At 73.2% G+C, this 24,061-nt stretch carries 19 protein-coding genes; 12 read left to right on the top strand and 7 right to left on the bottom strand.

What is annotated here, in order from left to right; translation table 11 throughout:
• Window positions 1-85: 85 nt before the first annotated feature.
• Window positions 86-1,195, top strand: a complete 1,110-nt coding sequence (locus tag BL253_RS06345) for an adenosine deaminase (protein WP_076814412.1) — start codon at window positions 86-88, stop codon at window positions 1,193-1,195.
• Window positions 1,196-1,379: 184 nt separating this feature from the next.
• Window positions 1,380-2,057, top strand: a complete 678-nt coding sequence (locus BL253_RS06340; RefSeq protein WP_420801627.1) for a DNA-3-methyladenine glycosylase I — start codon at window positions 1,380-1,382, stop codon at window positions 2,055-2,057.
• A 26-nt stretch (window positions 2,058-2,083) separates the two neighbouring features.
• On the opposite strand, the gene BL253_RS06335 is transcribed toward BL253_RS06340, so the two are convergent.
• Window positions 2,084-2,593: a GNAT family N-acetyltransferase gene (locus BL253_RS06335; protein WP_076814410.1), complete on the bottom strand. Its 510-nt coding sequence runs from the start codon at window positions 2,591-2,593 to the stop codon at window positions 2,084-2,086.
• Window positions 2,594-2,662: 69 nt separating this feature from the next.
• On the opposite strand from BL253_RS06335, the gene BL253_RS06330 reads away from it, so the two are divergent.
• Window positions 2,663-3,283 (top strand): TetR/AcrR family transcriptional regulator, encoded by a 621-nt coding sequence (locus BL253_RS06330; protein ID WP_076814557.1) that lies wholly within the window; start codon window positions 2,663-2,665, stop codon window positions 3,281-3,283.
• Window positions 3,284-3,486: 203 nt separating this feature from the next.
• Here the strand turns inward: BL253_RS06330 and BL253_RS06325 are convergent, their stop codons facing one another.
• Complete coding sequence (locus BL253_RS06325; RefSeq protein ID WP_076814554.1) at window positions 3,487-4,161, bottom strand: response regulator transcription factor; 675 nt, start codon at window positions 4,159-4,161, stop codon at window positions 3,487-3,489.
• The gene (locus BL253_RS06320) at window positions 4,161-6,320 is read right to left on the bottom strand and encodes a sensor histidine kinase (RefSeq protein WP_076814409.1); all 2,160 of its coding nucleotides are present in this window, start codon (window positions 6,318-6,320) and stop codon (window positions 4,161-4,163) included. Before BL253_RS06320 ends, BL253_RS06325 begins: the two co-directional genes overlap by 1 nt.
• 187 nt (window positions 6,321-6,507) lie before the next feature.
• Here BL253_RS06320 and BL253_RS06315 point away from each other — a divergent pair, with 187 nt between their 5' ends.
• Entirely contained in the window at window positions 6,508-7,203 is a 696-nt protein-coding gene (locus BL253_RS06315) for a hypothetical protein (protein ID WP_076814407.1), read from the top strand.
• A 309-nt stretch (window positions 7,204-7,512) separates the two neighbouring features.
• Here BL253_RS06315 and deoC read toward each other — a convergent pair whose 3' ends face one another.
• Entirely contained in the window at window positions 7,513-8,313 is an 801-nt protein-coding gene (gene deoC / locus BL253_RS06310; protein ID WP_076814406.1) for a deoxyribose-phosphate aldolase, read from the bottom strand.
• 142 nt (window positions 8,314-8,455) lie between these two features.
• Here deoC and upp point away from each other — a divergent pair, with 142 nt between their 5' ends.
• On the top strand, window positions 8,456-9,079 hold the full coding sequence (gene upp / locus BL253_RS06305) for a uracil phosphoribosyltransferase (RefSeq protein WP_076814405.1): 624 nt from the start codon (window positions 8,456-8,458) through the stop codon (window positions 9,077-9,079).
• A gap of 27 nt (window positions 9,080-9,106) precedes the next feature.
• Here the strand turns inward: upp and BL253_RS06300 are convergent, their stop codons facing one another.
• A complete protein-coding gene (locus BL253_RS06300) occupies window positions 9,107-10,843 on the bottom strand; it encodes a serine/threonine-protein kinase (RefSeq protein WP_076814404.1) in 1,737 nt (578 codons plus the stop codon).
• Between the two features lie 463 nt (window positions 10,844-11,306).
• Here BL253_RS06300 and BL253_RS06295 point away from each other — a divergent pair, with 463 nt between their 5' ends.
• The 5 genes from BL253_RS06295 to BL253_RS06275 are packed head-to-tail and all read left to right on the top strand — an operon-like array spanning window position 11,307 to window position 18,449.
• Window positions 11,307-12,725, top strand: coding sequence for a serine/threonine-protein kinase (locus BL253_RS06295; RefSeq protein ID WP_076814402.1), 1,419 nt, complete (start codon window positions 11,307-11,309; stop codon window positions 12,723-12,725).
• A gap of 1 nt (window position 12,726) precedes the next feature.
• Window positions 12,727-14,418: a hypothetical protein gene (locus BL253_RS06290; RefSeq protein ID WP_076814400.1), complete on the top strand. Its 1,692-nt coding sequence runs from the start codon at window positions 12,727-12,729 to the stop codon at window positions 14,416-14,418.
• On the top strand, window positions 14,418-14,990 hold the full coding sequence (locus BL253_RS06285; protein ID WP_131831451.1) for a hypothetical protein: 573 nt from the start codon (window positions 14,418-14,420) through the stop codon (window positions 14,988-14,990). The genes BL253_RS06290 and BL253_RS06285 overlap by 1 nt, the downstream gene beginning before the upstream one ends.
• A complete protein-coding gene (locus tag BL253_RS06280) occupies window positions 14,990-17,485 on the top strand; it encodes an Hsp70 family protein (RefSeq protein WP_076814398.1) in 2,496 nt (831 codons plus the stop codon). The genes BL253_RS06285 and BL253_RS06280 overlap by 1 nt, the downstream gene beginning before the upstream one ends.
• A gap of 7 nt (window positions 17,486-17,492) precedes the next feature.
• Window positions 17,493-18,449: an OmpA family protein gene (locus tag BL253_RS06275; RefSeq protein WP_158230334.1), complete on the top strand. Its 957-nt coding sequence runs from the start codon at window positions 17,493-17,495 to the stop codon at window positions 18,447-18,449.
• Between the two features lie 78 nt (window positions 18,450-18,527).
• Here the strand turns inward: BL253_RS06275 and BL253_RS06270 are convergent, their stop codons facing one another.
• Window positions 18,528-20,513 carry a phospho-sugar mutase gene (locus BL253_RS06270; protein WP_081438052.1) on the bottom strand — a complete coding sequence of 662 codons (1,986 nt, stop codon included), beginning with the start codon at window positions 20,511-20,513 and terminating at the stop codon, window positions 18,528-18,530.
• A 180-nt stretch (window positions 20,514-20,693) separates the two neighbouring features.
• Here BL253_RS06270 and BL253_RS06265 point away from each other — a divergent pair, with 180 nt between their 5' ends.
• Window positions 20,694-21,488: an SDR family NAD(P)-dependent oxidoreductase gene (locus BL253_RS06265; protein WP_241834580.1), complete on the top strand. Its 795-nt coding sequence runs from the start codon at window positions 20,694-20,696 to the stop codon at window positions 21,486-21,488.
• A 136-nt stretch (window positions 21,489-21,624) separates the two neighbouring features.
• Here the strand turns inward: BL253_RS06265 and BL253_RS06260 are convergent, their stop codons facing one another.
• On the bottom strand, window positions 21,625-22,452 hold the full coding sequence (locus BL253_RS06260) for a purine-nucleoside phosphorylase (protein ID WP_076814548.1): 828 nt from the start codon (window positions 22,450-22,452) through the stop codon (window positions 21,625-21,627).
• A 1,110-nt stretch (window positions 22,453-23,562) separates the two neighbouring features.
• Here BL253_RS06260 and BL253_RS06250 point away from each other — a divergent pair.
• Complete coding sequence (locus tag BL253_RS06250) at window positions 23,563-23,949, top strand: hypothetical protein (RefSeq protein ID WP_076814346.1); 387 nt, start codon at window positions 23,563-23,565, stop codon at window positions 23,947-23,949.
• Window positions 23,950-24,061 lie beyond the last annotated feature (112 nt).

Genomic DNA, 24,061 nt, shown 5'->3' with positions numbered 1-24,061 from the left:
GCCTGATTGTCCGACTCTTTCCGCTCGCGCGCGCCGCCGGATCGGCGAACCGAAATCGTCACGGCGCTGCCCTACGCTCGGGACGATGACGACGACAACGACAGCGGGTGCGGCGCCTCCCACCGTGGAGGAGATCCGGCGCGCGCCGAAGGTGCTGCTGCATGACCACCTCGACGGTGGGGTGCGGCCGGGAACCGTGGTGGAGCTGGCTGACGCGTGCGGGTACACGGCGTTGCCGACCACCGACGTCACCAAGCTCGGCGGGTGGTTCCGCGGCGGCGCGCACAGCGGCTCGCTGGTGCGCTATCTGGAGACGTTCAGCCACACGGTCGGGGTCATGCAGACCACGGACGCGCTCGCCAGGGTGGCGCGCGAGTGCGCCGAGGACCTCGCGGCCGACGGCGTCGTCTACGCCGAGATCCGGTTCGCGCCCGAGCTGCACRCCGAGCGTGGGCTGTCGCTGGACGCGATCGTCGAGGCGGTGCTCGACGGGCTGCGGGTCGGCTCGGGGGGCACGGGCCTGCACGCGAGGGTGTTGCTGACCGCGATGCGCCACCAGGCTCGCTCGCTGGAGATCGCCGAGCTCGCGATCCGCTGGCGGGACCGGGGCGCGGTCGGTTTCGACATCGCCGGTGCCGAGGCGGGCAACCCGCCGACCCGCCACCTCGACGCCTTCCAGTACATCCAGCGCGCCAACGGGCACTACACGATCCACGCGGGTGAGGCGTTCGGACTGCCGTCGATCTGGGAGGCCGTCCAGTGGTGCAACGCCGACCGCCTCGGCCACGGCGTGCGCATCGTCGACGACATCGCCGTCGACCCGGACGGGCAGGCGACGCTCGGGCCGCTGGCGAACTACGTCCGCGACACCCGCGTGCCGCTGGAGATGTGCCCGTCGTCGAACGTGCACACGGGCGCCGCGGCGAGCATCGCCACCCACCCGATCGGCCTGCTGCGTGACCTGCGGTTCCGCGTCACCGTGAACACCGACAACCGGCTGATGAGCGGCGTCACGCTCAGCAGTGAGTTCGCGACGCTCGCGGAGACGTTCGGCTACGGCTGGTCGGACATCCGCTGGTTCACCCTCAACGCGATGAAGTCCGCCTTCCTCCCCTTCGACCAGCGCCTCGACCTCATCGACAACGTCATCAAGCCCGGCTACGACGCCCTCGCGGGGGTGCCGCGCGGAGCGTGAGCCTGGCCGGTGCGCGCGACGGCGTGACCGCCGTCAGGCCCCGGCCGCCCCGCCTGCCTCGCAGGCCGTCAGGACACATGCCGCCGTCGGCGGATCGCCCTGAGCGTCCATGTGGGACTGGCGGAACTGTCGGAGTCGGGCGGCATGCTGGCGGTGTCCGTCGGAGAACGCCCCGGAGGTTGCCGTGACTACCGAAGCCGTTGTGGATGCCGGAGCGGTCGCGGAGGCCGGGCCGGTCGGGGACGCGCGAGTCCAGGCGGCCGGTGACGAGCCGCCGGGCGGCGGGCCCCGCGTGGGGCCGGATGGCCTGGCGCGGTGCCCGTGGGGGACGTCCGCCCCCGACTACGTCGCGTACCACGACGACGAGTGGGGGCGGCCCGTGCGGGACACGGTCGGGCTGTACGAGCGGCTCAGCCTGGAGGCGTTCCAGTCGGGGCTGTCGTGGCTGACGATCCTGCGCAAGCGTGCCGGATTCCGGCGGGCGTTCGCGGGCTTCGACCCGGAGGCCGTGGCGGTGTTCGGCGAGGCCGACGTCGAGCGGCTGCTCCTGGACGCCTCGATCGTCCGCAACCGGCGCAAGATCGAGGCGACGATCGTCAACGCGCGGGCCATCCTCGCCCTGGACCGCCCGTTGGAGGAGCTGATCTGGTCCTTCCAGCCGGACGCGGCGGCCCGCCCCGCCCCGCGCACGCTCACCGACGTCCCGGCGAAGGTGCCGGAGTCGATCGCCCTCGCCAAGGCGCTGCGCCGCGCCGGCCTCGTCTTCGTCGGCCCCACCACGGGCTATGCCCTGATGCAGGCCTGCGGCCTGGTCAACGACCACCTCGCCGACTGCTTCGCCCGGGACGCCGCCGGCGGATGACCGCGCGCCCGCGCGCCGAATGACCCTCAGCCCGGGTCGAGGGCGGGGTCCGACGGTCCGAGATCGAGCGCGTACGTCTCCGCGACCAGATCGACGCCGAAGCTGTGATGCGGCTCGCGGGTGACCAACGTGAAGCCGGACCGCTCGTAGAGCGCACGGGCTGAGGTGAGGACGTCGTTGGTCCAGAGCGTCAGCCGTTCGTAGCCCGCGGAGTGGGCGTGCGTGAGGCAGGCGCCGACAAGCGCCCGGCCAACGCCGTGACGCCGAAACCGCGGCTCGACGAGGAGCATCCGGAGCTGACCGGTGCGCGCGTCCGTCTCGAAGCAGAACACGCAGCCGGCGCGCTCKCCGTCGACCTCCGCGACCCAGCCCAGATCACGCGGGGAGCGCCGGATCCTCCACTCGGCGACCAGGGAGAGAACGAGCTCCTCGAACGAGCAGTCCCAGCCGAACTCGCTGGCGTACAGCTCTCCGTGGCGCTGAATGACCCAGCCGAGGTCACCCGGGGCGTCCATCTGACGTAAGGACGTCGGCATGTGTGTCCCGACTCCCTTCTACTGATACGGTCGTGTCAGTGGCACGACCGTATCAGTAATGTGGTCGCCATGGCCACGTCTCGCCGGCACGAACTCCTCGAAGCCGCATATGACTACGTCCTCCGGCGCGGTCTCGTGGACCTCTCGCTGCGGCCATTGGCTGATGCGATCGGATCGAGCACCGGTGTCCTGCGCTTCGTGTTCGGGTCGAAGGAGGGCCTGGTGGCCGCGCTCCTGGAACGGGCACGCGCTGATGAGCTGCGGCTCATGGAGGTCGCGCCCGAGAACGCGGATCTGGCCGTGGTGGCCAAGGCTGTCTGGCGATGGCTCGCGGATCCGTCCAACGAGCGGATCCTGCGCCTGTGGGTCGAGTCCTACGCGAACTCGCTGATCCAGCCCGGCGGCCCCTGGGCCGGCTTCGCCGAGCGCACCGTCCGGGACTGGCTGCACCTGTTCGAGCGAAGCCAGCGTCCCGATGTCGCGTGCACCCCCACCGGTGAGCGGCAGCGAAGGGCCGTGCTCGCGGTGCTGCGCGGGGCCCTGTTGGACCTGCTCGCTACGGGCGACGAGCCGGATGTGACGTCGGCCGTCGAGTCGRCCATCGACGCGCTCGCTGGCCCGATGTCCACGGTCCCAGCGCCTCTCACACCAGGATCCGGGGCTCCAGGACCCGAGACCAGGAGCGGCTGACGCTGTCCGTCCTGCCACGCCGACATGTGGAAGTACACGTCATACAAGTGTGGTTCCACTAGTCCGACGGCGGTGGTGTGCATGGAGCGACCGGCGGACATGTTCGACCGGGGCGAGGAGTGGACGGCGCTCGAAGGCTTCTGCGATGACCCGAAAGTGGTCCTTGTAGACCTGGATCGCCTTTACGAGGGTGACTGCGCGCGTCAGCTCGGGTGGTCGGCGCGGCTGCCGGGTCCGGCGGGTCCGGTGCCGAGGCCGGCGTCGCGGGCGCGGACCATGGCCTCGGCGCGGGTCGTGACGTCGAGCTTCGTGAGGATCGACGACACCCGGTTGCGGACGGTCTTCTCGGCGAGGAACAAGCGCGCGGCTGTCGACCGGTTGTCCAGCCCCTCCGCCATCAGTTCCAGCACCCGGACCTCGGCCTCGGACAGCTGCGGGAACACCTGCGGCGAGAACCCGCCGACGGCGTGGCGGACCTTGCTCGCCACACCCGGCCCGATGACCAGCTCGCCGCGGGCCACGGCTTCGAGTGCCCGTGCGACGTCCTTCTTCGACGACTCCTTCAGCAGGTAGCCACGCGCCCCCGCCTGAAGCGCCGCCTGCAGCGAGGCGGTGTCCTCGCTCATGGTCAGCACGACGACCGCCGTGTCAGGAGCCTGCTCGACGATGCGGGCCGTCGCCTCGATCCCGCCGAGGCCCGGCATGCGCAGATCCATGAAGACGACGTCTGGCCGGTGGCGCAGCACGGCGTCGAGCGCCGCCCGGCCGTCCTGCGCCTCGGCGACGACCGTCGCCCCCAGCTCGGCCAGCAGGCCACGCAGACCGTCCAGGAACAGCGGATGGTCGTCGGCGATGACGACCCGGACGGACGAGGACATCACGCCGCCCTTCGCTCACCGAGTGGCAGGCGTGCCCGCACGACCGTGCCGCGGCCCTCCGCCGCTCGGCGCACCTCCAGCCGCCCGCCGACCTCGCCGGCCCGTTCCCGGATGCTCTGGAGCCCGACTCCGGGCACGGCGTCCGCGGCCAGTCCCACGCCGTCGTCGACCACCTCGACGACCAGCCACGGCGGCTCCTGGCGGACGTGGACCGTGCACCGCTCGCAGGCGGAGTGGCGTACCGCGTTCGTCACCGCCTCGGCGACGATGCGGTAGGCCGCCACCTCGGTCGCGGCCGGCAGCGTGCCGCCGGGCTGGCTGCCGGGCTGGCCATCCGCCGAGCCGTCCGAGAGGTCGAGCGCCACGATCGGCGCGAACGGCGCCACCAGCTGGCCCAGCGCGACGGTCAGCCCGCCGTCGTCGAGCGCCGGTGGGCGCAGGTTCTCCACCACGTGGCGGATCTCGCGCACGGTGCCGCGGAGCCGGTCCCGGATCAGGGCGGCCTTCGCGGCGGCGGGGTCGGCGCGTTCCTCGAGCCCGTCGGTGAGGCTGTCGAGCTGCATCGCCATGGCTGCCAGCTGCGGGCCGATGCTGTCGTGCAGGTCCCGGCGCAGCCGCCTGCGCTCCTCCTCACGGGCCGCCACCAGGCGGTCCCGGCTGCGCCGCAGGTCGTGCTGCGTCGCGGCGGCGTCGAGCAGGTCGCCGGCGCGCCGGGCGACGTCGTCGAACATCGCCCGTTCGGCGCCGTTGAACTCGTCGGCCGGGTGTCGCCGGCCGACCACCAGCGTGCCGACCCGCTCGCTCCTGGCGTGCAGCGCGGCACGCTCGACCGCGTCGACAGGCGCTCCCGTCTCGATCGTCATCAGCCGCTCGTCCGCCGGATGAATGGCGACGTAAGGCACCTTGAGCGCGCCTCGCACCCCCTCCGCGAGCTGTGCCAGCGCGTCGATCGGCCCGGTGGCCAGGTCGAGCCGGCCCTGCAGGACGGCGAGCACCGCGTACGGGTCGCGCGCGGAGCCGAACAGCAGACGGTCGACGAACCGCTGCACCTGGTCACGAGCCGCCGCCGCGACCAGGGCGGCCACGGCGAGCACTCCGTAGGCGATGCGCTGCCCGGGGATGAGCGCCCCGGCGGAGGCGACCGTCGCCGCGTAGGCGAACAGCAGGAAGGCGGTGAGCAGGCCGTAGACGACGGTCCGGCTGAGCGCGGCGCCGATGTCGAACAGCCGGTGGCGGATGGCGCCGGCGCCGATCGCCGCGACCAGCAGCAGCATGCCGACGCCCATGCTCAGGCCGTCGGAGTCCGAGCTGCCCTCGAGGAGGAGCCCCACGAGCGTGGCGCCGACGAGGCCCACCATCCCGGCGACCAGCCACTGCAGCCGCGCGCGCTCGACGCCAGCGGAGCGGCGCAGCCGGGTCACGACCGCGACCAGCCCCGCCAGCCCACCGCCGAGCATGATCAGGTAAGCGGTGATCACGGTGGTGTACAGCAGCCAGGTGGCACCGTCGACGGCGAGCGGGTTCATCAGCTCGCGGGAGACGTCCGTGCTCGTCGGGGAGAGCATCCGGGCCGTCAGGTGGCAGGCGATGAGCGCGATGAGGACCGCCGCGACGCGGCGCCAGCGCGCGGACGGAAGCCGGCCGTCCGGGAAGAGCAGCGGCACCAGCCCCCACAGCACCATGTACGGGACGTAGCCCCAGACCGCGAACCAGGTGGCCACCGCCTGCCCCGGCAGACCGGCCTGGCCGGGCACGAGGGCGAGCGCCGCGTACTGGGTCGCCAGGAGGTACGGCCCGGTCAGCGCCGTCGACAGCAGCACCCAGCCCACCCGGCTGCGCGGCTGGTAGACCAGCACCAGTGCCGCGACCAGCGGGAACGCGGTCCCGAGGACCAGGTCGGCGTTCGAGAGCACGGTCCGGTGCGCGGTCCGGTCGGCGACGTAGCCGTGCAGGGCGATGGCGCCGGCGGCGCAGCCGATCGACAGCAGCGCCAGCCCCACGGCGATGACCGACGCCGCGACCACGGCCCGCGTGGCCGGCGTGACGCCTGGGACGAGCGCCGGCGGGCTGGCCGCCGGGGCGCCCCAGCCGGGGCCGCGGTCCCAGGCGGCCCCTGCGTGCGTGCCGCGGTCGTGAACCGTCGGTGCCAGTGCCCCCATGTGCCCAGGATCGCGCAGGACCGCGCGCGATATCGCTGGTAGTCGTCCCGCGGACGGTCCGAATCGTGTCGGCTGCGCGTCCCGGGTGCGGGCCCGTTGTCCCTCGTTTCCGGGACAGCGGGCGCATGACCGTTGCTTCCAGACGCCGATGGCGACGGGGCCGCCGGCAGACGAAAGGACGGACGACATGACAACCGCAACCGCTCCCGCCCGCCACACCGCTTCCTCGGCCGGCGCGGGGATCCGCCCCCGCTGGACCTGGCTGGGCGTCGGCGCCGGGGTGCTCGGCTTCGTCGCGACGGTGGTCACCGCCACCGGCGTGTCCGACAAGCAGGTCGGCCCGGCCGTCATCGACAAGATCTCGCGGACCTCGACCCAGATCGGCGGCGCGGTCGGGTACGTCGCCGTCGCGGTCCTGCTGGTGCTGGCGGCCTGCTGGCGTTCCAAGATCGTCCAGGCGTTCCCGGACAAGGTGGCGGCCCGGGTGGTGGCGGACGCGCTCGTCGCCTCGGCGGCGGCGCTGACGTTCGGCTACGGCTGGAAGCTGGCCCTCGCCGACTACATGCCCGGTGGGATGGACGAGAAGCTCTTCACCCGCGAGGGGCAGTTCGTGTACTACATGCTCTGCGACTTCGGCCCCTGGATCGGCTACCTGGGCGTCGTGGTGGCCGCCGGCGCCGTCGCCTGGCTCGGGCTGCGCGACCGCCTCGTCTCGAAGTGGCTGGGCATCGTCAGCCTGATCCCGCCGCTCGCGGTGCTGTTCATGGCCTGCACGATGTCGATCGCGGGTTTCCCCGGCATGGTCGGCCCGATCTGGCTGATCATCGCCTTCGCCGGCCTGAGCCTCGGCAAGCACGAGCTCACCGGCACCGCGAAGTCCTGACCCCGGCCTCACTCACCGCCCACCCGGCCCGCCTGGCCCAATCAGGCGGGCCGGCACCATGCCCGGACCATGATCTAAATTCCGTCCCCCGGCATGTGCGGAGTCAAGCCGGGCGAATGGCTGAAAGCCAGGCGAACCGCTGCACGGCGAAGCGAAGCGAGGCGCCCCGGGGTCGCCCCTGCCCAGCTCAGCCCTGGGCCGGAGGGCCTGAGGTGGGATGGGCAGGGCGTTGCGTACCAGTCCCATCCGAATGGCTGAAAAGCAATCAAAAGCGCGACGCGACCCACCGACGAAAGGTGACTCAAGGAATCAAGGTTGCATTTCCGCCAGGACGTCCGCGGTGCTGGACAGGCCCAGGCGGGTGGCGCCGGCCTGGACGAAGGCCAGCGCCTGGGCAGCGGTCTTGATCCCGCCGGAGGCCTTGATGCCGAGCCGGCCGCCGACGGCGGCCTGCATCGCGCGGATGGCGCGCAGGCTCGCGCCGCCTCCCGGATGGAAGCCGGTTGACGTCTTGACGAAGTCCGCGCCGCCGGCCAGGGACGCACGGCACGCCGACCGGATCGTCGCGTCCGGCAGCAGCGTCGTCTCGAGGATGACCTTGAGGACGATGGGCGCGGGCACCGCGATGCGTATCTGGTGGATCTCGAACTCGATCGCGGCCCAGTTCTCGTCTCGCGCGTTCGCGAGGTCGATCACCATGTCGATCTCGGTCGCGCCGTCCGCGACGGCGCGTTGCGCCTCGTCCACCTTGACCGCGGTCAGGTGGTTGCCGTGGGGGAAGCCGACGACCGAGGCGACCGCGTAGGCCGGCGGACCGCCGTTGCCCGCGGTCCGCGCCTCCCGGCGGGCGCTCGCCGCGGCCAGGTAGACATGGGTCGGGGCGACGCAGACGGCGGCGACCTTGAACTTCGCCGCGTCCGCGCACAGCTTGAGGACGTCCTCGTCGGTGGCGTCGGGCTTCAGCAGCGTGTGGTCGATGATCGCCGCCAGTTCCGCCCGGTTCGTCGGCACCGGCGGTAGCGGCGGCGACTCGGGCGCCGGCGGGTACTCCCGCGGGCTGGTCGCACCCGAGGTGCCGGCTGGCTGGTCAGGTTCGTCGGCCGTCGTCATGGCCCCATCTTTCCGCGCGGTTCGCCCGCGGACGAGGCCCCTGCGCTGTGGATGCCGGCGAAGTGGTGGTACACGTCCCTTTGGCCCGCGTCGCGCGGTCCGTCGCCCGCGGCCAGCGCGGTACATCCCAAGGAGCATTCTCGTGCAGGTAGACGTCATAGACCACCCACTCGCGGCGGTCGCGCTCACCGTCCTGCGGGACGAGAAGACGCCCCGGGTCGGCTTCCGCGTGGCCCTGCATGACCTGGCGACGATGCTGATCTACGAGGCCACCCGCGAGCTGCCGACGGCCGCGGTCCGGATACGCACGCCGCTGGCCGAGACCACCGGGACCAGGCTCGCCGGTGAGCCGGTCGTCGTCCCCGTCCTGCGGGCGGGGCTGGGCATGCTGCCGGCCGCGCACGCGCTCGTGCCGGACGCCGTCAGCGCGTTCATCGGCCTGGCCAGGGACGAGACGACCTTCCAGCCGACGGTCTATCTGGAGTCGGTGCCGGCCGACCTGTCCGGCCGGCCGGTGCTGCTGCTCGACCCGATGCTCGCCACCGGCGGTTCGGCGTTGCACGCGCTGCGGCTGCTCGCCGACCGCGGCGCCAGGGGAACCGTCGTCGTGTCGGTCGTGTCCGCGCCGGAGGGTATCGCCGCTCTCGACGCCAGCGGCCTGGACATCCGCCTCGTCACCGCCGCCATCGACGAGGGCCTGAACGACACGGCCTACATCGTCCCCGGTCTTGGCGACGCCGGCGACCGCATCTTCGGCGCCGTCTGACACKGCTACTTGCCCGCCACTCGTCCGCTACTCGTCGGAAAGGGCRCGCTGATATCCGGCGCGGACGGTCTTCGTGGCGGTGGCGGTGTCGCCGAACACCCGGCGGAACCGGGGGAGAAGGTCCTCGTAGAGGGCGCGGGCGGCCCGCCGGTTGTCGGAGTCGAGCAGGTTGAGGGCCGCGTCGGCACTGATGGTCAGCGTCGCGCGGTTGTCCTCGCCAAGGGTCTGGCGCAGCCTGGGGAGGAGTTCCTCGTAGAGGGCGCGGGCGGCTCTCCGGTCGCCGCACCTGTGGAGGTTCCGCGCAGCGAACCCCGAAAGTGACAGCGTGTTGTGGTTGTTTTCGCCGAGTGTTCGGCGCAGGCGTGGGACGAGGTCGTCGAACAGGGCTCGGGCCGTCTCGTGGTCGCCGTGGTCGAGCAGGTTCCGCGCCGCCAGCCCGGTGTCGATCAGCGTCGTCCGATGGTTTTCCCCGAATATCTGGCGAGCACGCGGCAGGAGATCCTGGTATAGGCCGCGGGCCGCTTCGCGGCTGCCGGAGTCGGCGAGGTTGCGCGCCGCCTCCCCGGTGAAGAACAATGTCCGCGCCTCGTTTTCGCCGAGTGTTCGGCGCAGGCGTGGGACGAGGTCGTCGAACAGGGCCGCGGCCGCGGCGTGGTCGCCGGATTCGCGCAGGTTCTGGGCCGCGAGCCCCACGGCGGTCAGTGTGTCGGGATCGTCGTCCCCCAGCACGCGGCACAGGCGCGGCAGCAGGTCCTCGTACATGGCGCGGGCCGCCGGATGGTCGCCCGCGTCGGCCAGGTCTCCCGCCCTCCTGGCCCGTTCCCTCAGCTGCTCGGGACTCCCGTCGTCCCAGCCAGGCGCATGGGCCTCGCGCGGGTCGATCCGGCGCGTCGCGGGTGATCCCGCGCGGGCGGCGGCCCTGACCGACATGTCGACGGCGACGGGGATGCGGCAGTAGTCGAGCCAGTCGGGCGCGAAGACCCGGGCGCCCGCGCCGGCGAGCTCGAGCGCGAGCTGGCGGGCGGTGCCCTGGCGTTCGGTGGGCTCCCGCGCGAGCGCCTTCATCACCACCCGGGCGAGCGGCCCGGGGACGGGCGGCGCCGGCGGGATGGCGGCGGTCCCGGACCATCGCTGCGGGAACGGAAGACGGCCAGCCAGGAGGCGGTAGAGCACGACGCCGAGGCCGTAGACATCCGTGGCCGGGCTGAGAATGCCGCCCTGGAGCTGCTCGGGGGCCATGTAGACCGGGCTGCCGATGATGTAGCTGGCCTCGTCGTCGGTGTTCTCGAGGATCTTCGCTATGCCGAAGTCGGTCACCTTGGGTGTGCCGTCGGCGGCGAAGAGAATGTTGTCGGGCTTGACGTCGCGGTGCAGGATGCGGGACGCGTGCGCGTGGTGCAGCGCCTCGGCCACGGCGATGCCGATGGCGCAGATCTCCTCCGGGGACAGGCCCGCCTGGCGCCGCGCGGTGAGGGTGCCGCCGGCGAGGTACTCCATGATGAGCAGCGGGAGGAGCTGGCCCGGGACCACGCGGTAGTCATAGACACGGGCGACGTGGGGGTGGGCGTCGAGACTGGYGAGGACGCGGGCCTCGAGGCTGAACCGGTCCTGCTGGTTGGGCTGGGTGAGAACCTTGATCGCGACGCGGCGGCCCATCGCCCGGTGGTGTCCGTCCAGGACGACGCCGAAGCCGCCCCTGCCGATCTGGTCGCCGACCTCGTAGTCGGGCAGCGCTGCCTGGACCGCCGCCTTGTAGACMGACATCCGTATGCTCCCCCGACGACGTCACATCGCCCGTGCGGATGACCTTATCGCCGCCGAGCCGTGTTCCGTGCCGAACCGTCGACCTCCGGGGGCGGCCGAGGCTCGCCCACAGGAGCGCTCTGCACCCGCGGTGTCTCGCCCGCGGAGCCGGCTGTCCGCCGCGCGTTCCCGGGTCACGGCCACAACCAGGGCCGACGCCGAGGTCGAGGCCTCCGCGCGCGGAACGCCGGAGGTTGTCGCGTCGGGAGCCGGCCACCGCTTTCCGACCGGCGTCACGCGGATAGTCGGGTGCGCGACAGCCTTGTCGTCACGCCGACTACGTTGCGCGGCAGTCGTTTCGCGGTAAGCTGTCCCTGATCAGTCGTTCTTTCCCAGAAGACGCCTTTCTCGCTCGATGAGCCACGCTCGATGGTGCCCCGGCCCCACTGCCAGGTTCCGAGGCCTGACCGCGTCTGGATGTCGTATGCCGCTGTTGGGCGAGGGGCAGGTCATCCGCGACACCTATCGCGTGGAACGTTTTCTCGGCGAGGGCGCTTTCGCGGAGGTCTATCGGGTCAGGCACCCGTTCCTCGGCCGGCAGGCGATGAAGGTGTTCCGCCGCCCCGGTCTGTCGGCCGACGACATAGAGAAGGCGCTGGGGGAGGCCGTGCTGCTTTCTCAGCTCGGGCATCCCAACATCGTGCGCGTCTTCGACGCGAACACCCTCTCGACATCTTCCGGGATGTTCGGCTACTTCACGATGGAATACGTCCCCGGTGGCACGCTGGCCGACCACGTCGCCGCTCACCGTGGGTTCCTGCCGGTCGACGAGACCGTCGACATCGTCATCCAGGTGTGCCGTGGCATCGCCGTCGCCCACCAGAAGAACCCGCCGATCATCCACCGCGACATCAAGCCGCAGAACCTGCTGATGGKGCACGACGGCGACGCCACCCGGGTACTCGTCTCGGACTTCGGCCTGGCGCGGGCGGTGAGTCCGTGGACGCTGATGGCCAGCACCCGCGGCACCATGGCATTCAAGGCACCGGAGACCTTCCTCGACCCGCGGGGCGACTCCCGTGCCGGCGATGTCTGGGCCATCGGCTCGGTTCTCTACCTGCTCCTCACCGCCCAGATGCCGCACCCGGATCTGGTGGTGGCGGATCCCCTCGCGGGCGCCTGGTACACGGGCCGCCTCATCCCGCCCCGTGAACTGCGCTATGTCGTCGACGAGGATCTCGAGAAGATCGTGACCCGCTCGCTGGCGCTCGACCCGTCTCAGCGCTACGCCTCCGCGCCGGAGCTGCTCGCCGACCTCGAGGCCTGGCGGACCCCGGCCGCTCCTTCCTTCGCCCCGTCCGCCCAGCCGGTCGTGCCCGAGAGCCCGCACGCGCGCGTGCCGTCCCCCCGCGAGGAGCCGGCCGGCCCGGCCGGCCCGCGGGACGCCGGGCCGGCCTCGGACGGTTCGGCGCGGCTCGCCGAGGCATCCGGCGCCGCCGCGGCGCGAGGCCCGCGTCCGGACGCCGGTCCGCCAGGTGGAACCGCCCCCGCGGCACCCGCCGGCGCGGCGGACGCCGACGCCCGGAACGGGGACGAGGCGTCCAGCGGCCCCGGCCCCGGCTCGGGCTCGGGCTCGGGCTCCGCGAGGGTCAGCAGTGGCTCGGGGTTCGGCACCGTGGAGCCGGGCGTCGCCAGCGCCGTGACCGACGTCCCCGAGCCCGCCGTGGCCGACGACGTAGCCGGGGCCGCGGCACAGCTCGTCGACGAGGCGTTGCGGCTCGCGCGGGAGGGCCGGTCCATGGCCGCCGCCAGTCGCCTGACCGCCGCGTACGACCTGGTTCCCGCCCTGCGGGACCGGCACGGAAACCGGGAACTGCTGTCGCGCAGGGGCGTGGTGATGTGACGTGACCTCTGTCGGCGAGGGGCGGGAGATCCTCGGTCAGATCAGCCCGCCGTGGCTGTATGACACCAATGCGTTCCGGGTGACGGGCCTGGCGGTGACGGCGAGCCGCCGCGACATGCGCCGGGTCTCCGACCGGGTGAAGATCGCCGAGCGACTGGGCGAGGCCGTCGCGCCGGCCCATGCGCTGGCCCCGCGGGTCCCCGTGACCGCGGCGGCGCTGACCGCCGCGCTCGACCGGCTGCGCGATCCCCGGCTACGCCTCGTGGACGAGTTCTTCTGGTTCTGGCCGTCCGCCGCGTCGGCTGTACCCGCCGCGTCGGCTGTACCCGCCGCGCCGACCGCGCCCGCGGAGGGGGCCGCGCCCGCCGGGGCGTCGGTGGACGCGGCGGGGGCGGACGACAGCGGCACCACGGTCGCCACCGCCACCGCCACCGCTGGCGACCCGGCGCTGGCGGCGCTGGCCGCGGGCGACGTCGACGAGGCGCGGCGCCGCTGGGCCGAGGCGGCCGCCGACGACGGCGCCGCTCGGCACAACCTGGCCGTCCTGGCTCATCTGGAGGCCCTCGACGCGGAACGTGCCAGCGCCAGCCCGCCGGGTGCCGCTGCCGGGAACGCCGGCGCGCCGGCCCGGCCGGACTGGCGCGAGGTGTACTGGCTGTGGGCGGCCGTGCTGCGGGACGAGGCCTGCTGGGAGGCGTTCGAGACGCGCATCGCCGCCGCCGGTGACGCCCGGCTCGGCGTCGGGCTCGCGGCCGGTATCCGTTCCGCGCTCCCCGACACCCTGCTCGTCGGTGGCGCGCGGCTCGCCGCCGCCGCCGTGGACGCCGGGGACCTGCCGGCCGCCCGTTCCCACCTCGCCGCGCTGCGGGAGTCAGGCTCGGAGGGCCTGGACGCCGCGCTGCGGACCGCCTGCGAGCCGTGGCTCGCCCGGGTCCGGTCGTTGTGCGCGGACGCCGACCGGGCGGCTCAGAAGTCGCCGGTGACCGGTCCCGACATCGCCGAGCGCCTGCTCGCCGACGCCGAGCCGACGATGGCCCGGATCGACGAGCTGCTGGCGCCGGGCAACCTGACCCGGGTCGGCATCCGCGACCAGCTCGGCCAGACGGTACTGACCGCCCTGTTGCTCTATGACCAGACCTTCGTCGACGCGTCCGGCGAGGCGTCGACCACCGAGTTCCCCGACCACTTCCGCATGGGCGAGCTGCTGCGCCGGGTCACCCCGATGGTCGAGTCGGCGGCCCTCACCCAGCGCATCGGCGAGAACCTCGCCATCGTCGAGCGCCAGGCCACCGCCGCCGCCTGCTACTACTGTCAGCGCCGCCGCTACGACAAGGCCTCATCGATCTCGCGCCCGCTGCACCGGATCAGCCACACCGAGACGACATGGAACGGCCGGCGGATCCACTACCAGTCGGTGACGGTGACCATCCCCCGCTGCCGCGACTGCGCGCGCAATCACCAGGAGCGACGGATTCTCTCCTGGCTTGGCGGCATCTCGGCCTTCCTGGCGATCGTCGCCGTGGCCACGGTGCTCGGTGCGGCCGGCTGGGGTGTCCTGGCCGGCGCGGTCGCGTTCTTCATCTCCGTGACGTGGGTGCGTGTGACGATCAAAAGCAAGACGGATCATTTCCCGCCGCTGGTGGAGCTGCTCGTCGACAAGTGGCAGCCGGGCGCCAAGCCCGCGGGGCAGTGATGGCCGCCGCTCGCGACGGTGCTCGCCCCGAGCGGGCGCCGCGATCCGGGCGCCGAGGCGCGGGCATCGCGGCCACGGCGCGCCAGTGGCGCTACCCGCGTGAGTTCCGGATCCCGCCGCCGCGCTGGCCGGCCGCGCTCGCGGACCTGTCCGACATGCTGTCCCGCCCGGCGGTCTCACCCGGGCGGGACGGCGCGCCCGGCGCGCCCCTCGACGTGGCGGCGCTCGAGCCGAGGGACGTCGCCCGGGTCGCGACCGAGCTGTGGCGGCTGCGCCGCCAGCTCACTCCGGCGGGTGCCCCGGTCGCTCCCGAGGCCCGCCGGGCGCTGCGGCGCCTGGACGCGGTGAGCGACGTGCTCGCCGCCGCCGGCGTCGAGGTGCAGGACCACGACGGCGCCCCCTACGACAGCGGCCAGAACCTGATGGTGCTGGCGTTCGAGCAGACCGACGGCCTCACGGACGAACGCGTCGTCCAGACGCTGCGTCCCTCGGTCTACCTGGGCGGACGCCTGGCACAGGCCGGCGAGGTGATCGTCGGCACCCCGTCGCGGGATCAACAGGAGAGGACCTGATGGCACGGTCAACCGTGGACTTCGGGATCGACCTCGGCACGACGAACAGCGCGATCGCGATGCTCGTCGGCACCGAGGCCCAGATCATCAAGAACGCGGCCCAGCGTGACACCACACCGTCGGCCGTCTACGTGGACCGGCACGGCCGCATCCACGTCGGCGACCGCGCCCGGGAACGCGTCGAGCACGACGTCGACAACACCGCCGCCGAGTTCAAGCTCCAGATGGGCCAGCGCGGCTCGGAGAAACGCTTCCGCGACGGCCAGCTGGCGATGACCCCGGAGTCGCTGTCCGCCCAGGTGCTGCGCCGGTTGAAGGCCGACGCGCAGGCCCGCACGGGGGAGGACATCCAGGCGGCCGTCATCACCGTCCCGGCGGCGTTCGACCTCAACCAGTGCGACGCGACCCGCCGGGCCGCGCAGGACGCCGGCCTCGTCCACGCGCCGCTGCTGCAGGAGCCCACCGCCGCCGCCCTCGCCTATGGCTTCCAGCGCGACGAGGACAACATCTACCGGCTGGTCTTCGACTTCGGCGGTGRCACGTTCGACGCCGCCGTGGTGCACGTCCGTGACGGCGAGTTCGACATCGTCAACCACGAGGGCGACAACTTCCTCGGCGGCAAGCTGATCGACTGGGCGATCGTCGAGCAGCTGCTGATCCCGCCCCTGCTGGCCCAGTACCCGCTGACCGGCTTCGCCCGCGGGAACCCACGCTGGGCGGCGGCCATCGCCCGGCTCAAGCGCGCCGCCGAGGAAGCGAAGATCACGCTGTCCACCGCGGCGGTCGCGACCATCGAACTGGACGACCCGCCCCTGTGCGCCGACGACCGGGGGCAGCCGGTCGAGTTCGTCCACGACCTGCGCCGCGACGAGGTGGAGCGGCTCACCGACCCCTTCGTGACCCGGGCGGTCAACATCTGCCAGAAGGCGCTGCGCGACGCGAATCTCGCGCCCCGCGACATCGACCGGGTGCTGCTCGTCGGCGGCCCCACCCTCATGCCCTACCTGCGCGAACGGGTCGCCGAAGGGCTGGGCATCTCGGTCGACATCACCCAGGACCCGATGACGGTCGTCGCGCGCGGCGCGGCGATCTTCGCGGGGACCCAGCGGCTCGACGCCGCCGCTCCCGCGCCGGTCGTCGCCGGCGCCTACACGGTCGAGCTGGAGTACAGCCCGATCGGCGCCGACCCGGAGCCGCAGGTCGGCGGCATCGTCCGCGGCCCGGCCGGCGCGAGCCTTGCCGGTTTCACGATCGAGTTCGTCAACGCCGCCGCGCGCCCGTCGTGGCGCAGCGGCAAGATCCCGCTGTCCGCGGCCGGTGGGTTCGTCACCGCGCTGTCGGCGGCGCCCGGGGTGCGCAACGAGTTCGCCATCCTCCTGGAGGACTCCGCGGGGCGCTCCCGGCAGGTCGAGCCGGGCAGTCTGCCCTACACGATCGGCACGGTCGCGCCGGAGGCGGCGCTGACCCACTCCGTGGGCATCGCCCTGGAGGGGAACAAGGTCGTCTGGCTGCTCACGAAGGGCTCCCGGATCCCGGGCCGCGGCAGTGACGTGCTGCGCACGACGGTGGCGCTGAGCCGGGGCCAGTCCGGGGGGTTCCTGCGCATTCCGGTCCTGGAGGGCGAGTACGACCGGGCCGACCGCAACCGCCACGTCGGCGACCTGGAGATCCTGGCAAGCCAGGTGCGCCGTGACCTGCCGGTCAACACCGAGGCCGAGGTGACGATCGAGATCGACGCCTCCCGGATCGTCGCGACCAGGGCGTACGTGCCGCTCCTCGACGAGGAGTTCGAGACCCAGCTCGACCTGCGCGCCGAGTCCGCGCCGAACGCGGGTGAGCTGCGGGGCGCGGTGCGCGCCGAACAGGCCCGCCGCCGCGAGCTGGAGGACGCCGCCCGGCAGGCGGACGACGCCGAGTCGTTGGCCCGGCTGGCGGAGCTCGACAACGAGCGCGTCGCGGAGCAGCTCGAGGACGACCTGGCCGCGTACGACAACGGCGACGCGGACGCGGCGAGCACCGCCGCGAAGCGGCTCCTGGACCTGCAGGCGCGGCTCGACCAGGTGGAGCGGGCCCTCGCCTGGCCACGGGCGGTGAGCGAGGCCAAGGAACTGCTGGCCCAGGCTCCCCGGGTCGTCGAGGAGTTCGCCGACCGCGGCGACCGGCGTCGCTATGACCTGCTCGTCTCCGACCTGCGCGCCGCGATGGGTTCCAGCGACGTCGAGCTGCTGCGCACCCGGACCGACGAGCTGCGCGGCTTCCTCATGGTGCTGTTCAACAAGAAGACAGGCGGCCTCGACGCGGCCCGGTTCGAGGCCCTCAAGGAGCACCGCGGCAGGATGCGCGACCAGGCCCTGGCGACCCGGCTGTTCGCCGACGGCGAGCAGGCCCTGGCGAACGGCAACCTGGACCGGCTGCGCAGCGTCGTCCGTCAGCTCATCGACCTGCTGCCCAGGACGGAGGGCTCCGATGACCCGTTCGGCCACTTCCGGCGATAGGGCCGACATGCCCGATGGAGCGGACCCGTTCGCGGCGCTCGCCGACGAGGCCACCGTCGCCCGGGCCACCGACCTGGCTCGCGCGGGCCAGCACGCGCGGGCTCAGACACTGCTCGACGATCTTGGCGCCCGGCGTGCCCACACCGCGCCCGAGCACGACCTGCTGGCCAGGATCCACGCCCAGCAGGGCCGGCTCACCGCCGCCGCCGAGCACTGGCGGCGCGCCGCCGAGCTCGGCGGGCACGAGGCCGTGGCCGTCGCCGGGCTGCGCAGGATCGCGGCCCTGGAAGGCCGGCATGTCACGACCCGCGGCCGGGCTGCCGTCGCCGTGCTCGCGGCGGTCGCGCTGCTCGGCGCCGGGGCGGTGACCGGCTGGGCGATCACCGACGCGACTGCGAGCGACCCGGACACCAACACGACGGTGAACGTGGCGCCGAGAGCCCTGTCGGGGCCGGCCAGCCCCGGTACGGCGCCGACCGGTCCCGGCACGCCCACGGAGACGGCCGCCGCGTCCGCGGGGCCGTCCGCGAGGCCGGCGGCGTCGCCGCTCCAGACACTCGCCGACCAGGTCGCCGGCCCCGAGGTGACGGCGACCAGGGCCGGCGGTCAGGTCGTCCTGCTCTTCAACGGGCAGCTCTTCACGGGCGGCGCGGCCCTCAGCCCGGACGGCGCCGCGGCGCTCGCCGGGGTCGGCGCCCGGATCGCCGGCCTCCCCGGGGTGGCTGTCGAGATCGTCGGCCACAGCGACGACCTGCCGGTCCCGCCGGGCGGCCCCTACGCCGACAACACCGCCCTCAGCCAGGCCCGCGCGGCGGCGGCCGCCACCGTGCTCACCGGCGCCGGCCTGTCCCCGGCCCAGATCACCGTCTCCGCCGCCGGCAGCGCCGTCCCCCTCCACCCGAACACGCCGGCCGACCGCGCCCGCAACCGCACCGTCACCCTCCGCCTCACCCCGCCCAGCTGAGCCGCGTCTCCCGCCCGCGCGGGACTGCTGGGGCGACGTGGTGTGCGTGAGAGCTCGACCCGCGGATCGACCTGAGCATCATCTGACGGCATCACGTGGCTCGATCGCCCGCGCCCAGGTAGCCAGCGAGCTGAGCCGTTCCGTGGCGAGCGCCCGTGCGCGTCCGAGCCAGCTGGGATCTTCCAGGTCGTGGTCGGATGCCCCCACGGTGACCTCGAGGTAGATCTTGAGCTTGGGCTCGGTGCCGCTGGGGCGGACGACCGCGCGGGCGCCGTCGGACAGGGTGACGATCAGGACGTCGGAGGCTGGCAGGGCCTCGTCGGCCGGCTCCAGCAGGTCGCGGATGGCCAGGACGCGTAGGCCGGCGACCTCCGTCGGCGGGTGGTCGCGAAGGCGGCGCATCAGGGCCGTGCAGGCGGCCAGGTCGGGGGCACGCAGGGAGACCTGAGCGGTGGCGGTGACGCCGAGCTCGCGGGCCAGATCGTCGAGACGGTCGAGGAGGGTACGGCCGCGGGCGCGTTCGGCGGCGGCCATCCGGGCGACGGCGACCGCGGCGGTGATGCCGTCCTTGTCCCGGACGAGGTCCGGGCGGACGGCGTAGCCGAGGGCCTCCTCGTAGCCGAACACCAGGTCCGGGTCCGCCCGCATGATCCACTTGAAGCCCGTGAGGGTCTCGACATAGGGAACACCCCGGCGGGCCGCGAGCGCCCGCAGCGCCGTCGAGCTGACGACGGTGGCCGCGACCGGGCCCGAGACGTGCCGCAGGACCTCGTCGGCGAGCAGCAGGCCGAGCTCGTCACCGGTGAGGACCCGTGAGTCCCGGCCGCCCGGGCTCCGGCCGACGGCCACGGCCAGGCGGTCCGCGTCCGGGTCGTTGGCGAGGACGACGTCCGCCTCGATGCGCCGGCCCAACGCCAGGACCAGGTCCATGGTTCCTGGTTCCTCGGGGTTGGGGAACGGGGCGGTTGGGAAGTCCGGATCGGGCCGAGCCTGTTCGGCGACGACGACCGGCTCGGGCAGGCCGGCCGCCGCGAACACCCGCAGCAGGACGTCGTGTCCGACCCCGTGCAGGGGGGTGTAGGCGATCCGCGGCCCGGCGGACGGATCCGGTGGACCCGGCGGGGGCGGGGGCGGGGATGGCACGGGCGGGGACTGCGGCGGCGGGGCCGGCGGGGGTGGCGCCGCCGGCGCGAGTGTCGCCGCCGCGGCGGTGACGTAGGCGGTGACGATCTCGTCGCCGACCCAGGTCCAGGTGTCCGCGAGCTGGATCGCCCTGGCGGGTGGAGCGCTGGCGATGGCCGCCTCGATCTGCTCGTCGGCGGGTGGTACGAGCTGGGCGCCGCGGCCGGAGTCACCCGGTGCGGCCCCGAGATAGACCTTGTAGCCACTGTCAGCGGCCGGATTGTGACTGGCCGTGACCATGACGCCGGCGTCCGCGCCGAGATGGCGGACGGCGAACGCGAGCACCGGCGTCGGCAGCGGCCCCGGCAGGAGCAGTGCCCGCAGCCCGGCGCCCGCGAACACCCGCGCGCTGTCCATCGCGAACGCGTCGCTGCGGTGGCGCGCGTCGAACCCGATGACCACGGTCCTCGGCCCGGCCGCCGAGCCGCCGGCCCCCTCACGCGCGGCGCCTCGCGAAACCGTGACCGTGTCGGCCCGGCTCGCGTTCTCCGCGCTCGCCGTGCTTTCCGCGCTTCCCACGAGCCACACGGCGAGACCGGCGGCGGCGCGGCGGACCACGGCGGCGTTCATCCCGTTGGGGCCGGCGCGCAGCGGGCCGCGCAGACCGGCCGTCCCGAACCGCAGGGGCCCGGTGAACCGGTCCGCGAGCTGCGCCCGGACCGTCGCGACGGTCCCGTTCCGGTCGGCCTCGTCCCCATCTGCCGCGGCATCGGCGCTGGCGCTGGAGTTGGCGCCGGCCGCCGCCGTTCGCAGCAACGCCTCGATCTCGGCGCGGTCCGCCGGGTCGGGGTCGTCGGCGAGCCATGCCCGCGCCGCCGCGATCAGCGAGTCGGGCAGGGAAGCGGGCTCGGAACGTGTCGCGCTGTTCTCCACGGTCCCCATGCTGCCGGCTTGGGTCGCCGGGCGGTCGTGACGGTCGTGACGGTCGTCCGGACAGTCACCTGACCGATGACCCGGCCGCTTCCGCGAGCCTACGGTGCTCCCATGCGCGGATCCGTGTGCCAGAACCGGATCCGTGTGCCAGACCCAACTCGACGCAGCGTCAGGGGAGACATCGTGGACATGGGACTGCGTGGCAGGACCGCCGTCGTCACCGGCGCGAGCCGCGGGATCGGCCTCGCCGTGGCACGGGCACTGGTGGCCGAAGGGGTGACGGTCGTGGCGGGATCGCGGTCGTCGTCCGCGCGGCTCGACGAGCTGGTGGCGGGCGGTCAGGCCGAGTCGGTGCTGGTGGACCTCGCCGGCCCGAAGGGCCCGGCGGAGCTGGTCACGCGCGCGGCGGAGGTGGCCGAGCGGACCGGCGGCCAGATCGACGTACTCGTCAACAACGTCGGCGGGGGGGCGCCGAGGCTTGACGGGTTCCTCGCCGTCACCGACGAGCAGTGGCTCGACTCGATCAACCTGAACCTGATGGCGGCGGTCCGGATGACCCGCGCGGTACTGCCGCACATGGTCGCCGCCGGGCGCGGCTCGATCGTGACGGTCAGCTCGGTCAACGCGTTCCTGCCCGACCCGGCGGTGATCGACTACAGCGCGGCGAAGGGCGCGCTCACGAACTTCTCGAAGTCCCTGTCCAAGGAGGTCGCCGCCCACGGGATCAGGGTCAACACCATCAGTCCCGGCCCGGTGGCCACCGACCTGTGGCTCGGTTCCGACGGGGTCGCCGCGCGCATCGGGCGCAGGAACGGTGTCGAGGCGAAGGACGTCGCCGCCGGAGCGGCGGCCGACGCGGCGACGGGCCGGTTCAGCCGGCCCGACGAGGTCGCCGACCTGGTCGTCCTGCTCGCCGGCGACCGTGCCGGCAACGTCACCGGCGCCGACATCACGATCGACGGCGGCCTGATCAAGACCCTTTGAGCGACCTTTTCGGGATCCGTCGGGCGTTACGCGCCGCCGGTGACGCCCAGCGTCTGTCTGATCTTGATTCCGAGTCCGGTCCGGCCCGGCCGGTCGTGATGACCCCCCGCGGCCTCGGTGGCGCTCGGGACCTGCGCTACAGGCGGGAGACGACCTCGGCGAGGAGGGCGCCCATGCGGGTGGCGGCCGCCTCGCCGGCGGCGAGGACCTCCAGGTGGTCGAGCGGCTCGCCGGTCATGCCGGCGGCGAGATTGGTCACCAGCGAGATCGCGAGGACCTCGGCGCCGGCGTTGCGGGCGGTGATCGTCTCGTGCACCGTCGACATGCCGACGAGGTCGGCACCCAGCGTGCGCAGCATCCGGATCTCGGCCGGGGTCTCGAAGTGCGGGCCGGGCAGCGCGGCGTACACCCCTTCGGACAGCGTCGGCTCGACCTCACGGGCGAGCGCCCGCAGCCTCGGCGCGTAGGCGTCGGTGAGGTCGGTGAACGCCGGGCCGACGAGCGGCGAGCGGCCGGTCAGGTTCAGGTGATCGCTGACGAGCACCGGCTGGCCGACGTGCATGTCGGCGCGCAGGCCGCCGGCCGCGTTGGTGAGCACCACCGTGCCGACACCCGCCGCGCAGGCGGTGCGCACGCTGTGGACGACGTGGGCGAGGTCGTGGCCCTCGTAGGCGTGCACCCGGCCGAGGAACAGCAGCAACCGGCGGCCGTTCAGCTCGACGGAACGGACAGCGGCACCATGCCCCGGCACGGTCGTCTCCGGGAAACCACCGAGCTCCGTGAACGGCACCTCGGCGAGTACCCGGCCCCTGGCGGCCAGGGTCTCGGCGGCGGGCTTCCAGCCCGAGCCGAGCACCACCGCCACGTCGTGCCGGTCGGCGCCGGTGGCGGCGGCGAGTCGGGCGGCGGAGGCGGCGGCGTCCGGCCTGGCCGACGCCGTCCCGGTCGACGAAGGTGCGGGGATGTTCCTGCTCGCGCTCTCGGAGCCCGAATGGTCAGCATTGCCGGCAAGCTGCGTCACGGGCCCGACTGTACGGCGTGACCACGACCGCGCAGGCGTCGCCGTCCGGGGCAGGAAAGGTCGCCCGGGCCGTCGGCGTTGCTGCCAGCGCAGAGGGTGACGTTGCGGACACCGCTGAAATGGCCGCTGGCGGCCGATCAAAGACGGCTGGACTAGATCCCCTGGGCCCAACCGACCCCACCCCAAGGCGCCGCCCCTCCAAGCCCCGATCTGACAACCGAACTGTGGTGTCTCAGCTCGTCTATTGGCTCGCCTATCTGACACACATCACCGAGCGCCTGTGGATGTGTGGCAGATGGGCGAGTCTATTGGCTTGGCCTTCTGACACGGATCGGGCTTTGGGGGTGTGGATGGGAGAGGTCGGGCAGCTTGGGTGTCACGGATCGCCGGGGCGAGCCTCGGCGGAGGGCGCGGGCAGGTGGTCACCTGGTGGCGGTGGCCTCGTCGCCGCCGCCACCAGGAGTCAGGCGATGCGTCCAGCCGTGTTGGGCTCCAGCCCTTCCGTACGTGCTCCGACAGGCTTGTAGACCCGCCTGACCGCGACCCGTCCGCACCACAACCACCCGGTGAACGTTCGCTAGGTTCGCGGTCCCCCGTAGGCGACCGGGCACGCCCAGTACGGCTGCCAGAGACGGCGGGTCGAACGCCGCGCACCCCCGCGGCCCGGTGCCCCGCCCACGAGTGAAGCGAAGTGCCAGGTCGGATAGGCCGGTCTCGGCTTGGTGACGTCACAGCGGCGGGTGACCGTGCTGGGCGCGGAGGCGCGCCTCGCGGAGGGCCGGCCCACGAGCGAAGCGATGTGGTTCCGGTTCGGTTTGGCCTTGATTGGCTTGGTGACGTCACAGCGGCGGGTGACCGTGCTGGGCGCGGAGGCGCGCCTCGCGGAGGCCCGTCCACGAGCGAAGCGACGTGGGTCGGGCCGCAGCGAGGTCGCCGGAGCGCCCGTGAGCGCAGGAGGACACGGCGCGGAGGTCCCTTGGGAGCGAAGCGAGTAAGGGGCCGTAGCGCCGTGCCCGGACGGAGCGAACCAGAGAAACAGAGCAGACTTGCGATGTGGCCATCCCGAGTCGCTCGCATCCGCCTGACATACCGCTGGAACTGGGGGAGTTCACCGAGGTCGTGCTGCGGGGCCGGCTCACCGCCCCCGACGGCGGCGGCCGGATCACCGCCAGGGCCGAGCGGTTCATCGGCCACCGGCTCGGCATGTCCCGGTGGATCCTGCTGACCAGCCACCGGCTGCTCGTCGTCGCGCCGTTCCCGCGCGAGGGGGACTGGTTCGACGTCGTCTGGGACCGCCGTGAGGTGAAGGCATCCCAGGGCGTCAAGCACGGCGACGTGATCCGCGTCCAGCTCACCACCCCCGCCGGCCCCCAGGTCCTGCGCGTCCCCGCCAAGGTCCGTTCCGAGGTCAGCCGCTTCATCAAGGCGCTGCGCCGGTAGCCACTCGCCGAAACCTGGCCGCCGACGCCCAGGGTGTGGGACCCCAAGCCCGCCACACCCGGCCGGTAGGGTCATGCCTATCTGGATATCGATAGGACGCATAACTCTGGAT

Source organism: Pseudofrankia asymbiotica (assembly GCF_001983105.1).
In the GTDB taxonomy this organism is placed as follows: Bacteria; Actinomycetota; Actinomycetes; order Frankiales; family Frankiaceae; genus Pseudofrankia; species Pseudofrankia asymbiotica.
This window is presented reverse-complemented; position numbering and strand designations above follow the sequence as displayed.

What these genes read in the sequence shown, in the direction of transcription:
- BL253_RS06325 (WP_076814554.1), bottom strand. Translation starts at nt 4,161, where the DNA reads ATGTCCTCGTCCGTCCGGGTCGTCATCGCCGACGACCATCCGCTGTTC.
- BL253_RS06320 (WP_076814409.1), bottom strand. Translation starts at nt 6,320, where the DNA reads ATGGGGGCACTGGCACCGACGGTTCACGACCGCGGCACGCACGCAGGG.
- BL253_RS06315 (WP_076814407.1), top strand. Translation starts at nt 6,508, where the DNA reads ATGACAACCGCAACCGCTCCCGCCCGCCACACCGCTTCCTCGGCCGGC.
- deoC (WP_076814406.1), bottom strand. Translation starts at nt 8,313, where the DNA reads ATGACGACGGCCGACGAACCTGACCAGCCAGCCGGCACCTCGGGTGCG.
- BL253_RS06285 (WP_131831451.1), top strand. Translation starts at nt 14,418, where the DNA reads ATGGCCGCCGCTCGCGACGGTGCTCGCCCCGAGCGGGCGCCGCGATCC.
- BL253_RS06275 (WP_158230334.1), top strand. Translation starts at nt 17,493, where the DNA reads ATGCCCGATGGAGCGGACCCGTTCGCGGCGCTCGCCGACGAGGCCACC.
- BL253_RS06270 (WP_081438052.1), bottom strand. Translation starts at nt 20,513, where the DNA reads ATGGGGACCGTGGAGAACAGCGCGACACGTTCCGAGCCCGCTTCCCTG.
- BL253_RS06265 (WP_241834580.1), top strand. Translation starts at nt 20,694, where the DNA reads ATGGGACTGCGTGGCAGGACCGCCGTCGTCACCGGCGCGAGCCGCGGG.